A 12,380-nucleotide genomic window follows, 5' to 3' on the forward strand; every position below is an offset into this window, starting at 1 on the left:
AGCCACGCATGCAACTCATCACCTGCCCGTGGTGCGGGCCGCGCGAGGAAGTGGAGTTCCACTACGGCGGCCAGGCCCACGTCGCCTACCCGGACGACCCCGCCGCGTTGTCCGACGAGGAGTGGGCGCACTTCGTCTTCTTCCGGGACAACCCCAAGGGCCCGTTCGCCGAGCGCTGGAGCCACGCCACCGGCTGCCGTCGCTGGTTCAACGCGGTCCGCGACACCCGGACCTATCAGTTCCTGGCCGTGTACCCGATGGGCCAGTCCGCACCGGAGGTGGCGTCATGAGCCGCATCAAGGGCTACGGCCGGATCGACCGCACCCGCACCGTCGGGTTCACCTTCGACGGCGTCACCTACACCGGGCACCCGGGCGACACGCTGGCGTCGGCGCTGCTCGCGCACGGCGTGCACGCGGTCGGCACGAGCGTGAAGTTCGGCCGCCCGCGCGGGATCGGCGCGGCGTGGGTCGAGGACCCGACCGGGCTGGTGCAGATCGAGGAGCCGTTCCCGGAGCCGATGCTGCTCGCCACGACCGTGGAGCTGACCGACGGGCTCGTCGCGCGCGGGCTCGCCGGGCAGGGCCGGCTCGCCGAGGTGGCCGACACCGCCCGCTACGACCGCAAGCACACGCACTGCGACACGCTCGTCGTGGGCGCGGGCCCGGCCGGATTGCTGGCCGCACGCGCCGCCGCGCGGCGCGGGGAACGGGTCGTGCTCGTCGACGACCGGGCCGACGCGGGCGGGTCCCTGACCGGCACCGAGGTGATCGACGGGCGGCCCTCGCGGGAGTTCGTCGCCGACGTCGTGGCCGAGCTGGCCGCCACGCCGGAGGTGCTGCACCTGCAGCGCACCACGGCGTTCGGGCACTACGACGACGGGTTCGTGCTGGCGCTGGAACGGCGCACCGACCACCTCGGCACCGCCGCGCCGCGCAATGTCTCGCGTCAGCGCGTGCACCGGATCCGCGCCCGGCACATCGTCGTCGCCACCGGCGCGCACGAACGGCCGGTGGTGTTCGCCGACAACGACCGGCCGGGCATCATGCTCGCCTCCGCGGCGCGCGACTACCTGCACCGCTACGGGGTGCTCGCCGGACGCGAGGTCGTCGTGTTCACCACCGGCGACTCCGCCTACGCGGCCGCGCTCGACCTGGAGCACGCCGGGGCGCGGGTCGTCGTCCTGGACGCCCGCCCGAGCGCGCCGGAGTACTGGGCCGCGCTGTGCCGGGAGCGGTCGATCGCCGTCCGTCCGGCCAGCGCCGTCGTGGGCGCCACCGGCGACGGCCGGATCACCGGCGTGGACACGGTCACCGCGGGCAAGCCCGAGTCGCTGCCGTGCGACCTGCTGCTGACCTCCGGCGGCTGGAACCCGGCCGCGCACCTGTTCAGCCACGTCCGCGGCGCGCTGCGCTACGACCCGGCGCTGGGCGCCTTCCGCCCGGCCGAGCCGGTTCCCGGGGTGTCGGTGATCGGCGCCGCCAACGGCACGTTCGACCTCGCCGGGTGCCTGCGCGACGGTGCCGGGGACGACGCGCCCGCCACCCCCGCGGAGCCGGAAGCCACGCCGCCGCTGGTGCTGTGGCGCACCGAAGGCGACCCGGCCCGCCAGTTCGTGGACATCCAGCGCGACGCCACGGTCGCCGACATCGAGCGGGCGGTGGGCGCCGGGCTGTGGTCGGTCGAGCACGTCAAGCGCTACACCACCATCGGCACCGCCCACGACCAGGGCAAGACGTCCGGGGTGATCGCCTCCGGCATCGTCGCCGAGCTGCTCGGGAAACCGGTCGAGGACACCGGCACCACGACGTTCCGCCCGCCCTACACCCCGGTGGCGTTCGCCGCGCTGGCCGGGCGCGAGCGCGGCAAGCTGTTCGACCCCGAGCGGATCACCTCGCTGCACAGCTGGCACGTCGCCGCCGGGGCGGTGTTCGAGGACGTCGGGCAGTGGAAACGGGCCCGCTACTACCCGGCGCCACACGAGAACATGGACACCGCCGTGCTGCGCGAGTGCGCCGCGGTCCGCGGCGGGGTCGGCATCCTGGACGGCTCCACGCTGGGCAAGATCGACGTGCAGGGCCCGGACGCCGCCGTGCTGCTCGACCGGCTCTACACCAACATGATGAGCACCCTCAAGGTCGGGCGCGTGCGCTACGGCGTCATGTGCGGCAACGACGGCATGGTGTTCGACGACGGCACGGTGCTGCGGCTGGCCGAGGACCGGTTCCTGGTCGTCACCACCACCGGCGGCGCGGCCCGCGTGCTGGACTGGATGGAGGAGTGGCTGCAGACCGAGTGGCCGGACCTGCGCGTGCACCTGACCTCGGTGACCGAGCAGTGGTCGGTGTTCCCGGTGGTCGGGCCGCGCTCGCGGGACGTGATCGCCGCGACCTTCCCGCACCTGGACGTGTCCAACGACGCGTTCCCGTTCATGTCCTGGCAGGACACCGAACTCGACGGCGTGCCGGTGCGCATCGCGCGCATCTCGTTCTCCGGTGAGCTGGCCTTCGAGGTCAACGTGAACTCCTGGTACGCCAGGGCGATGTGGCTGCGCCTGCTCTCGGCCGGCGCGCGCTGGCACATCACCCCGTACGGCACCGAGACCATGCACGTGCTGCGGGCGGAGAAGGGCTACCCGATCGTCGGGCAGGACACCGACGGCACGGTCAGCCCGCACGACCTCGGCCTGGGCTGGGCGGTGTCGAAGAAGAAGCGGGACTTCGTCGGCAAGCGGTCGTTCACCCGGGCGGAGAACACCAACCCGCTGCGCAAGCAGCTCGTGTCGCTGCTGCCCGCCGACGCCCGCACCAAGCTGCCGGAGGGCTCGCAGGTCGTGGAGTTCCGCCCGGACGGCACCCTGCCCCCGCCGCCGGTGCCGATGCTCGGCCACGTCACCTCCAGCTACCACAGCGCCGAGCTGGGCCGCCCGTTCGCGCTGGCCCTGGTCAAGGGCGGGCAGGCCCGCATCGGCGAAACCGTGCACGTCCCGGTCGACGGCACCCTGGTGCCGGCCGAGATCGGCGGGATCGTGCTGGTCGACCCGGAAGGAGCACGCCGCGATGGCTGAGCCCCGTCTCTACCCCACGCATCCGCTGCAGCAGTGGATTCCCGCGCTGGCGGCCGCCTCGCGCAACGCGACCGGCCTGAACCTGGAGGCCGAGCCGCCGGTGGCCGCGGTCGATCTGCGGGTGACGCCACCGGCCGACGTGCTCGGCACCCCGCTGCCCACCGAGCCGAACACCTGGGTCTACGCCGCCGACGGGCAGATCGTCTGGCTCGGCCCGGACGAGTGGCTCGTCACCAGCACCGCCGCGGACGGGCACGAGCTGGAGGCGCGGCTGGGCGCCGCGGTCCGGCCGCGCGGCGGGGCCGCCGTCGACGTGTCCGCGCAGCGCACCGGAATCCGGATCAGCGGACGGCACGCGCGGGATGTCCTGGCCACCGGCTGCTCGCTGGACCTGCACCCGCTGGCGTTCCCGTCCGGGCGGGCCGCGCAGACCACGCTCGGCCAGGCCCCGGTGCTGCTGCTCGCGCTGGGCACCGGCGACGACTTCCGGGTGTTCGTGCGGCCCTCGTTCGCCGGATACCTCGCCGACTGGCTCCTCGACGCGGCGCTGGAGTTCCAGCCCGCCGGGACCACCTCGTAGACCACAGACAGGAGACCACGATGAGCACCACACCCCGGGTTGTCATCATCGGCGCCGGCATCGTCGGCGCGAACCTGGCCGACGAGCTGACCGAACGCGGGTGGACCCGGATCACGGTCCTGGACCAGGGTCCGCTCCCGCTCACCGGCGGCTCGACCTCGCACGCGCCCGGCCTGGTGTACCAGACGAACCCGTCGAAGACGATGACCGAGTTCGCCACCTACACGGTGAACAAGCTGAAGAGCCTCGCCGTGGACGGCGCCTGGTGCTTCAACCAGGTCGGCGGCCTGGAGGTCGCCACCACCCCGGAACGCCTGGCCGACCTGCACCGCAAGCAGGGCTGGGCCACGTCGTGGGGCGTGCCCGGTGAGGTCGTCGGCCCCGAGGAGTGCGTGCGGCTGCACCCGCTGCTCGACCCCGAGCAGATCCTCGGCGGGTTCCACACCCCGACCGACGGGCTCGCGAAGGCCGCCCGCGCCGTGGTGGCCCTGCGCCGGCGGGCGGAATCCCGCGGCGCCGAATTCCACGGCAGCGTCCGGGTCACCGGCATCGCGCACAGCGGCGGCCGCGTCACCGGGGTGCGGACCACCGCCGGTGACTTCCCGGCCGACATCGTGGTGTCCTGCGCCGGGTTCTGGGGCCAGGCGATCGGCGAGATGGTCGGCATGCGGGTGCCGCTGCTGCCACTGGCGCACCAGTACGTGCGCACCGGCCAGGTGGCGGACCTGGTGGGCCGCAACGACGAGCTGACCGAGGCCGGGCTGCCGATCCTGCGCCACCAGGACCGCGACCTGTACTACCGGGAGCACGTGGACTGCCTGGGCATCGGCTCCTACGCGCACCGCCCGATGCCGGTGCGCCTGTCCGACCTGCCCGAGGTCTCCGACGACGACCTGACCGAGGCGGCGATGCCGTCCATGCTGCCGTTCACCGAGGAGGACTTCGCGCCCTCCTGGGAGCACAGCCGTCAGCTGCTGCCGTCGCTGCGGTCGGCCAAGATCGAGACCGGGTTCAACGGGATCTTCTCCTTCACCCCGGACGGCGGCCCGCTGATCGGCGAGTCGCCCGACGTCGCCGGGTTCTGGATCGCCGAGGCGGTGTGGGTGACGCACTCCTCCGGCGTGGCGCGCTCGGTCGCGCAGCTGCTGGTCGACGGCCGCAGCGAGATCTCCCTGCACGGCTGCGACGTGCACCGGTTCGACGAGATCGAGACCACCGACGCCTACGTGGACGAGACCGCGCAGCGCAACTTCGTGGAGATCTACGACGTGCTGCACCCGCTGCAGCCGAAGCTGTCGCCGCGCGACCTGCGGGTCAGCCCGTTCCACGCGCGGCAGAAGGAGCTGGGCGCGTTCTTCCTGGAGGCGCACGGCTGGGAACGCCCGCACTGGTACGAGGCCAACGCGCACCTGGTCAAGGACCTGCCGCCGGAGTGGCAGCCGCCGTCGCGGGACGCGTGGTCGGCGATGTTCCACTCCCCGATCGCCGCGGCCGAGGCGTGGAAGACCCGCACCGCGGTCGCCCTCTACGACATGACGCCGCTCAAGCGCCTGGAGGTGTCCGGCCCGGGGGCGCTGGCGTTCCTGGACCGGCTCACCACCGGCAAGATGGACAAGTCGGTCGGCTCGGTGACCTACACACTCGCCCTGGACGACGCCGGCGGCATCCGCAGCGACCTCACGGTGGCGCGGCTGGGCGAGGACCGCTTCCAGGTCGGCGCCAACGGCAACCTGGACCTGGCCTACTTCCGGTCCGAGGCCGGTGGTGACGTGCAGGTCCGCGACATCACCGGCGGCACCTGCTGCATCGGCGTGTGGGGACCGCTGGCGCGCGACCTCGTGCAGCCACTGAGCCGGGACGACTTCTCGCACGAGGCGCTGAAGTACTTCCGCTGCACGCCCGCGCACATCGCCGGGATCCCGGTCACCGCGATGCGACTGTCCTATGTGGGCGAACTCGGCTGGGAGATCTACACCAGCGCCGAGTACGGGCAGCGGCTGTGGGACGTGCTGTTCGAGGCCGGCCGCCCGCTCGGGGTGGTCGCCGCGGGCCGCGCCGCGTTCAACAGCCTGCGGCTGGAGAAGGGCTACCGGTCGTGGGGCGCGGACATGACCACCGAGCACAACCCGTACGAAGCCGGGCTCGGGTTCGCGGTGCGCAAGCAGAAGGGCGACTTCGTCGGCCGGGACGCGATCGCCGGGGTCACCGACGAGACCGTGACGCGCCGGCTGTCGTGCCTGACCGTCGACGACGGCCGCAGCGTGGTGCTCGGTTCCGAGCCGGTGTTCGTCGACGGCGAGCCCGCCGGGTACGTCACCTCCGCGGCGTTCGCCCACACCCTCGGTGTGCCGATCGCCTACGCGTGGCTGCCCGCCACCGCCACCCCCGGCACGCCGGTCGAGATCGGCTACTTCGGCCGCCGGGTGCGCGCCACCGTGGCCGCCGAACCACTCGTCGACCCCGAGATGCTGCGCATCCGGCGCTGAGGAAGGACCCCATGCGCACCCTCACCCTCGAAGCCTTCCTCGACGCGCTCGCCGCCCGGGTGCCCGCCCCGGGCGGGGGCGCCACCGCCGCGCTGCACGCCGCCCAGGGCGCCGCGCTGGTCGCGATGGTGGCCCGCTACAGCGACGGCGAGAAGTACCGGCAGGACGCCGAGGCGATCACGCAGATCCGGGACAACGCCGACGATCTGCGCACCCTCGCCCTGGCACTGGCGGAGAAGGACGCCGCCGCCTTCCAGGCCGTCACCCGCGCCTACGCGCTGCCGAAAACCACCGAGGGCGAGAAGCTGGCCCGGTCGCGGGCGATCGGCGCGGCCCTGGTGGAGGCCGGGCGGGTCCCGGCGCGGGTCATCGCGGTCGCCAAGCAGATCGTCAACCTCACCGAACGCCTCCAGCCGATCGGCAACCGCAACGTGATCAGCGACGTCGCCGCCGCGGCCGACGCGGCGAAGGCGGCGCTGTCCACGGCGCGGGTGAACGTCGAGATCAACCTGGCCGGCATCGCCGAGGGCCCGGCGCGTGACGAGCTGGGCGCGGCGATCGCCACGGTGGACCAGGCGATGGCGCGCGCGGACGACGTGACCGCCGCCGTGCGGAAGCAGATCACGCGATGACGGCCGTCCTCAGTGGAACCGAGCTGGGCCGGCTGATCCGCGCCGGCGTCTCGGCCGACGCCGCGGCCCTGTCCGAGCGGGGCGTCCACCCCCGCCTGGCCGTGGTGGTCGCCACCGACGACGAGTCCAGCGCCTGGTACGTGCGCTCGATCGCGAAGACCGCGGCCCGCAGCGGTGTGCAGTGCGATGTGGTGGACCTCGGCGCGGGCGCCACCCCCGCCGGGATCACCGCCGAGCTGGAGCGGCTGAGCGCCGATCCGGCGGTGCACGGGATCATCCTGCAGACGCCGCTGCCCGGCGGCGCCCGGCTGGAGGAGCTGGCCACCGCCATCGACCCGGCCAAGGACGTGGACGGGGCGAACCCGGTGTCGCTGGGCCGTCTCACGGCGGGCCTGCCCGCGCACCCGCCGGCCACGGCCGCGGCGGTGCTGGCGCTGCTCGACCACTACGAGGTGCCCCTGGCCGGGCGCCGCGCCGTGGTGGTCGGGCGCTCCACCGTGGTCGGCAAGCCCGCGGCGCAGCTCCTGCTGGCCCGGGACGCGACCGTGACGATCTGCCACCGCCACACCGCGGACCTCGCCGCCTGCACGCGCGAGGCGGACGTCCTCGTGGTGGCCGTGGGCCGGGCCGGGCTGATCACCGCCGAGCACGCCGCCCCGCACGCGGTGGTCGTCGACGTGGGCACCAACCCGACTCCGGACGGTGGTCTCGCCGGTGACGCCGACGCTGGATCGCTGTCCGGCCGGGTCGCCGCGCTGACGCCGGTGCCGGGCGGGGTCGGCCCGGTCACCACCGCGCTGCTGTTGCGGCACACCATCACCGCCGCGTCCCGTTAGGACAGTCATGACCAGGACCGGGAACTCCGCCGCCGTCCGCACACCGGTGCCGGAGCTGCTGGCGCGGCCGCGCACGCTGGTGTGCGGCATCGTGAACGTGACGCCCGATTCGTTCTCCGACGGCGGCGCCTTCCACGACTCCGGGGCCGCGGTCGCGCACGGCGAACGGCTCGTGGCCGAGGGCGCCGACCTGCTGGACGTGGGCGGCGAGTCCACCCGGCCCGGCGCCCATCCGCCCGCGCTGGAGGAGGAACTGGACCGGGTCGTGCCGGTGATCGCCCGGCTGGCCCGCGTGGTGGACGTGCCGATCTCGGTCGACACGTCCCGGCCCGAGGTCATGCGGGCCGCGGTGGACGCCGGGGCCGCGATGATCAACGACGTGCGGGCGCTGCGCCACCCCGGGGCTCTGCCGGCCGCGGCTGAGCTCGGGGTGCCGGTGTGCCTGACCCACATGCTCCGGCCACCGCACCTGATGCAGCGCGACCCGCGCTACACCGACGTGGTCGCCGAGGTACGGGACTTCCTGCGGGCCCGTATCGAGGCCTGCCTGGCGGCCGGCATCCCGGCCGGGCACCTGATCGCCGACCCGGGGTTCGGGTTCGGCAAGACGCTGGAGCACAACCTCGCCCTGCTCGGCGCGCTGCCGGAGTTCCGCGCGCTCGGGGTACCGGTCATGGCCGGCCTGTCCCGCAAGGCGATGCTCGGCCGGCTCACCGGCCGTCCGGTCGGGCAGCGCACGGTGGCGTCGGTGACCGCCGCCGTGCTGGCCGCCGAGCGCGGCGCGAAGATCGTGCGGGTGCACGACGTCGCCGCCACGCGCGACGGCCTCGCCATCCTGGCGGCGCTGCGATGAACCGGTCAGATGATCGCGCGGATCGCCTTCTCGAAGCCGGTCACGTGGGTGAGGGCCAGGTCGGCGGCGGTGTCGCCGTCGCCGTCGGCGATCGCCCGCAGCAGCGCCGCGTGCTCGCCCACGTGCCGGTCGAAGTGCGGCATCCGGTCGAGGAACAGGCAGAAGATGCGGGTCGCCAGGTTGTCGTAGCGGACCAGCGTGTCCTCCAGGTGCGGGTTGCCCGCGGCGCGGTAGATCGCGCGGTGCACCCGCAGGTCGCAGCGCATCAGCCCGGTGCGGTCGAGCGCCCGCACGTCCAGGTCCGCGACCTCGTCGGCGAGCTCGGCCAGCCCGGACTTCACCGCCGCCGCGGCGGTCTCGGCGGCACGCCGGGCGGCGAGCGGTTCGAGCTGGACGCGGATCTCCGAGATGTAGGCCAGGTCGGTGATGTCGACCCCGGTGGCGAACGTGCCGCGCCGCGGGTAGGAGATCACCAGCCGGTCCACCTCCAGCCGTTTGAGCGCCTCCCGCACCGGCGTGCGGCCGAGTCCGAGCGACGCGGACAGCGCGGTGTCGTCGATCGGCGCCATCGGCGGGATGTCCAGCATGATCAGCCGGTCCTGGATCGCCGTGTAGGCGCGCTCGGCCAGCGAGACCGGCGGGCCCTCGAGTTCCTGCGGTTGAGCGGTCACGAACCCCATCCTAACGCCTGAAAACCACGACTCGTCACTCTGGTATATCAACCCTACATCAGGAGGGACCATGACGGTCTCCGTCTTCGACCTCTTCAAGGTCGGCATCGGTCCGTCCAGTTCGCACACGGTGGGCCCGATGCGGGCCGCGTACCTGTTCGCCTCCCGCCTGGCCGACACCGGCCTCCTGGCGCGCACGGCGCGGCTGCGCTGCGAGCTGTTCGGCTCGCTGGGCGCTACCGGGCACGGGCACGGCAGCGTCAAGGCGGTCGTGCTGGGCCTGTCCGGGGAGCAGCCGCACCTGGTCGACCCCGTCGCCGCCGAGCCCGCGGTGACCGCGGCGCGGGCGGACGGCGCGATCGCCCTGCTCGGCAAGCACCGGATCGCGTTCGCCGTCGACGAGGACATCGTGCTGCACCGCCGGAAGCGGCTGGACTTCCACAGCAACGGCATGGTGTTCACCGCCTTCGGCGAGGACGGCGAGATCCTCGACGCCCGCGAGTACTACTCCGTCGGCGGCGGGTTCGTGCTCGACGAGGACGAGACCGGCCGCCGGGCGCTGGTGCCGGATCCCACCCCGGTGCGCTACCCGTTCACCACCGCCGACGGGCTGCTCGCCCTCACCCGCGAAACGGGCCTGCGCATCAGCGATCTCATGCTGGCCAACGAGCTGTCCTGGCGCGGTGAGGCGGAAATCCGGGCCGGGCTGCTGCGGATCTGGTCGGTGATGCGCGAATGCGTGCACCGCGGCACGCACACCGGCGGCGTGCTGCCCGGCGGGCTGAAGGTGCGCCGGCGCGCCAACGACCTGCGGGAGCGGCTGGAACGCGACTCCGGTGAGCCGGACGCGCTGCACGCCATGGAGTGGGTCACCCTGTTCGCGCTGGCCGTCAACGAGGAGAACGCCGCGGGCGGGCGGGTGGTCACCGCGCCGACCAACGGCGCGGCCGGGATCGTGCCCGCGGTGCTGCACTACGCGGAGAAGTTCCTGTCCGGCTTCGACGACGACGCGGCCGTGCGGTTCCTGCTCACCGCCGGGGCGATCGGGTCGCTGTTCAAGGAGAACGCCTCGATCTCCGGCGCCGAGGTCGGGTGCCAGGGCGAGGTCGGCTCGGCGTGCTCGATGGCCGCGGCCGGGCTGGCGGAGATCATCGGTGCCACCCCGGAACAGGTGGAGAACGCGGCCGAAATCGGCATCGAGCACAACCTCGGCCTCACCTGCGATCCGGTCGGCGGGCTCGTGCAGATCCCGTGCATCGAGCGCAACGCCATCGCCTCGGTGAAGGCGATCACCGCCGCGCGGATGGCGGTGCGCGGCGACGGCCGCCACCACGTGTCGCTGGACAAGGCCATCAAGACGATGCGCGAGACCGGCGCCGACATGAAGGACAAGTACAAGGAGACCGCCCGCGGCGGGCTGGCTCTCAACATCGTGGAATGCTGAGGAGACAACGATGACCCGTTCGTTCACGCTCACCCTGGACTGCCCGAACCGGACCGGGATCGTCCACGCCGTCAGCGCCTACCTCGTCGAGCACGGCGGCAACATCGAGGAGTACCAGCAGTTCGACGACCCGGTGCGCAAGCGGTTGTTCCTGCGCACCAAGGTGACCACCGACCACGAGGTGGACCTCGGCGAGCTGTCCCGCGGGTTCGAGCCGGTCGCCGCGGACTTCGCCATGTCGTACGCGTTCCACCCGGACCGCAACGCGCGCATCCTGGTCATGGTGTCCAAGCAGGGGCACTGCCTCAACGACCTCATCTTCCGCTGGCGCGCGGGCAGCCTGGGCGCGGACATCGTCGCGGTGGTGTCCAATCACGACGATCTGCGGCCGATGGCGGAGGCGGCCGGATTGCCGTTCCTGCACATCCCGGTGACCCCGGAAACCAAGCCCCAGGCCGAGGCGCGGCTGCTGGAGGTGGTGGAGGAGTACGAGGCGGAGCTGGTGGTGCTGGCCCGGTACATGCAGGTGCTGTCCGACCAGCTGTGCAAGGCGCTGCACGGCCGCGCGATCAACATCCACCACTCGTTCCTGCCCGGGTTCAAGGGCGCCAAGCCCTACCACCAGGCCTACGACCGGGGCGTGAAGCTGGTCGGGGCGACCGCGCACTACGTGACGCCCGACCTGGACGAGGGCCCGATCATCGAGCAGGAGGTCATCCGCATCGACCACACCTACGACCCGCGCGCGCTGCAAACGGTGGGCCGCGACGCGGAGGCGCTGGCGCTGTCCCGGGCAGTCCGCTGGCACTGCGAACGGCGCGTACTGCTGAACGGCAACAGCACGGTGGTGTTCCCCTGAGCCGGGGCCCGCGGACCGGCCGCTCCGTGCACTGTGGACGACCCGTACTGCTCAACGGCAACAGCACGGTGGTGTTCCCCTGACCCGCGGCGCGTGTCCCGACGTCAGCGGGGGCCGAGGTAGCCGACGCGGAAGCTGATCTCCTCCGCGCCCGCGACGATCTTCTCCGCGACGTCCGCATAGGACGACGGTTCCATCCGGTACGCCGGGCCGGAGACCGACAGCGCCGCGATCACGTCCCCGTTCGCGGCGCGGATCGGGGCGGCCACCGCGTTGAGGCCGACCTCCAGCTCCTCCACCGTGCACGCCCAGCCGCGCTCGCGGACCTGCGCCAGCTCCTCGGTGAGCTTGGCCCGGTCGGTGCGCGTGTTCGGGGTGAACGGGGTCAGCTCGGCCAGGGCGGCCTCCCGGACGTCGTCGGCGGCCCAGGCCAGCAGGACCTTGCCGCTGGAGGTGGCGTGCAGCGGCGTGCGCTGGCCGATCCAGTTCCGCGCGGTCACCGCCGCCGAGCCGTAGACCTGCATGATGTTGGTCGCCTGGCCCTGGTCCACCACGGCGACGTTCACGGTCTCGTCGAGTTCCGCGGCGAGCCGCTCGCACACCGCCCGGCTCTCCCGGGACAGGTCCAGCCGTGCCGTGGTGGCGCCGGCCAGGCGGACGATGCCGAACCCGAGGCGGTACTTGCCGCGCTCGCTGACCTGTTCCACCAGCTGCCACGCCTCGAGCGCGCCGACGAGGCGGAACGCGGTCGACTTGTGCACATCCAGTTCCTGCGCGATCTCGGTGACCCCCGCCTCCCCGCGTCTGGCCAGGATGTCCAGGATGGCGATCGCCCGGTCCACCGACTGGACCTGGCTCGCGGACCCGTTCGTCGAGCGCTCGTTGTTCCGCATACCGCAACTCTACTCACATGACACAATTTCCCACTTCCAGGCCTTGACCGCTCCCGGTT

The 12,380-nt window shown here is 72.9% G+C and carries 11 protein-coding genes; 9 read left to right on the forward strand and 2 right to left on the reverse strand.

The features are described 5' to 3' along the window. The first annotated feature begins 8 nt into the window (after window positions 1–8). Genes L1857_RS25490 through folP form a run of 7 tightly spaced genes read left to right on the forward strand, consistent with a single transcriptional unit; the run spans window position 9 to window position 8,454 of the window. Window positions 9–290 (forward strand): sarcosine oxidase subunit delta, encoded by a 282-nt coding sequence (locus L1857_RS25490; RefSeq protein WP_116110337.1) that lies wholly within the window; start codon window positions 9–11, stop codon window positions 288–290. Beyond that, window positions 287–3,067, forward strand: a complete 2,781-nt coding sequence (locus L1857_RS25495; RefSeq protein ID WP_249466484.1) for a 2Fe-2S iron-sulfur cluster-binding protein — start codon at window positions 287–289, stop codon at window positions 3,065–3,067. Before L1857_RS25490 ends, L1857_RS25495 begins: the two co-directional genes overlap by 4 nt. Then, window positions 3,060–3,647 carry a sarcosine oxidase subunit gamma gene (locus L1857_RS25500; RefSeq protein WP_094008192.1) on the forward strand — a complete coding sequence of 196 codons (588 nt, stop codon included), beginning with the start codon at window positions 3,060–3,062 and terminating at the stop codon, window positions 3,645–3,647. Before L1857_RS25495 ends, L1857_RS25500 begins: the two co-directional genes overlap by 8 nt. A gap of 20 nt (window positions 3,648–3,667) precedes the next feature. Then, a complete protein-coding gene (locus L1857_RS25505; RefSeq protein WP_116110335.1) occupies window positions 3,668–6,133 on the forward strand; it encodes a GcvT family protein in 2,466 nt (821 codons plus the stop codon). 11 nt (window positions 6,134–6,144) lie between these two features. Next, a complete protein-coding gene (locus L1857_RS25510; protein WP_116110334.1) occupies window positions 6,145–6,765 on the forward strand; it encodes a cyclodeaminase/cyclohydrolase family protein in 621 nt (206 codons plus the stop codon). After that, on the forward strand, window positions 6,762–7,601 hold the full coding sequence (locus L1857_RS25515) for a bifunctional 5,10-methylenetetrahydrofolate dehydrogenase/5,10-methenyltetrahydrofolate cyclohydrolase (protein WP_094008195.1): 840 nt from the start codon (window positions 6,762–6,764) through the stop codon (window positions 7,599–7,601). Before L1857_RS25510 ends, L1857_RS25515 begins: the two co-directional genes overlap by 4 nt. A 7-nt stretch (window positions 7,602–7,608) precedes the next feature. Next, the gene (gene folP / locus L1857_RS25520) at window positions 7,609–8,454 is read left to right on the forward strand and encodes a dihydropteroate synthase (protein WP_116110332.1); all 846 of its coding nucleotides are present in this window, start codon (window positions 7,609–7,611) and stop codon (window positions 8,452–8,454) included. Between the two features lie 5 nt (window positions 8,455–8,459). Here the strand turns inward: folP and L1857_RS25525 are convergent, their stop codons facing one another. Then, complete coding sequence (locus L1857_RS25525) at window positions 8,460–9,134, reverse strand: GntR family transcriptional regulator (protein ID WP_094008197.1); 675 nt, start codon at window positions 9,132–9,134, stop codon at window positions 8,460–8,462. A 61-nt stretch (window positions 9,135–9,195) separates the two neighbouring features. Here L1857_RS25525 and L1857_RS25530 point away from each other — a divergent pair, with 61 nt between their 5' ends. Both L1857_RS25530 and purU read left to right on the forward strand, forming a co-directional pair. Then, the gene (locus tag L1857_RS25530; RefSeq protein WP_249466486.1) at window positions 9,196–10,569 is read left to right on the forward strand and encodes an L-serine ammonia-lyase; all 1,374 of its coding nucleotides are present in this window, start codon (window positions 9,196–9,198) and stop codon (window positions 10,567–10,569) included. A gap of 10 nt (window positions 10,570–10,579) precedes the next feature. Beyond that, window positions 10,580–11,428 (forward strand): formyltetrahydrofolate deformylase, encoded by an 849-nt coding sequence (gene purU, locus L1857_RS25535; protein ID WP_094008199.1) that lies wholly within the window; start codon window positions 10,580–10,582, stop codon window positions 11,426–11,428. 104 nt (window positions 11,429–11,532) lie between these two features. On the opposite strand, the gene L1857_RS25540 is transcribed toward purU, so the two are convergent. Further along, the gene (locus tag L1857_RS25540; RefSeq protein WP_094008200.1) at window positions 11,533–12,321 is read right to left on the reverse strand and encodes an IclR family transcriptional regulator; all 789 of its coding nucleotides are present in this window, start codon (window positions 12,319–12,321) and stop codon (window positions 11,533–11,535) included. Window positions 12,322–12,380: the final 59 nt, after the last annotated feature.

It is taken from the genome of Amycolatopsis thermalba (assembly GCF_023376025.1).
Lineage (GTDB): Bacteria > Actinomycetota > Actinomycetes > Mycobacteriales > Pseudonocardiaceae > Amycolatopsis_E > Amycolatopsis_E thermalba.

What these genes read in the sequence shown, in the direction of transcription:
- L1857_RS25490 (WP_116110337.1), top strand. Translation starts at nt 9, where the DNA reads ATGCAACTCATCACCTGCCCGTGGTGCGGGCCGCGCGAGGAAGTGGAG.
- L1857_RS25495 (WP_249466484.1), top strand. Translation starts at nt 287, where the DNA reads ATGAGCCGCATCAAGGGCTACGGCCGGATCGACCGCACCCGCACCGTC.
- L1857_RS25500 (WP_094008192.1), top strand. Translation starts at nt 3,060, where the DNA reads ATGGCTGAGCCCCGTCTCTACCCCACGCATCCGCTGCAGCAGTGGATT.
- L1857_RS25505 (WP_116110335.1), top strand. Translation starts at nt 3,668, where the DNA reads ATGAGCACCACACCCCGGGTTGTCATCATCGGCGCCGGCATCGTCGGC.
- L1857_RS25510 (WP_116110334.1), top strand. Translation starts at nt 6,145, where the DNA reads ATGCGCACCCTCACCCTCGAAGCCTTCCTCGACGCGCTCGCCGCCCGG.
- L1857_RS25515 (WP_094008195.1), top strand. Translation starts at nt 6,762, where the DNA reads ATGACGGCCGTCCTCAGTGGAACCGAGCTGGGCCGGCTGATCCGCGCC.
- folP (WP_116110332.1), top strand. Translation starts at nt 7,609, where the DNA reads ATGACCAGGACCGGGAACTCCGCCGCCGTCCGCACACCGGTGCCGGAG.
- L1857_RS25525 (WP_094008197.1), bottom strand. Translation starts at nt 9,134, where the DNA reads ATGGGGTTCGTGACCGCTCAACCGCAGGAACTCGAGGGCCCGCCGGTC.
- L1857_RS25530 (WP_249466486.1), top strand. Translation starts at nt 9,196, where the DNA reads ATGACGGTCTCCGTCTTCGACCTCTTCAAGGTCGGCATCGGTCCGTCC.
- purU (WP_094008199.1), top strand. Translation starts at nt 10,580, where the DNA reads ATGACCCGTTCGTTCACGCTCACCCTGGACTGCCCGAACCGGACCGGG.
- L1857_RS25540 (WP_094008200.1), bottom strand. Translation starts at nt 12,321, where the DNA reads ATGCGGAACAACGAGCGCTCGACGAACGGGTCCGCGAGCCAGGTCCAG.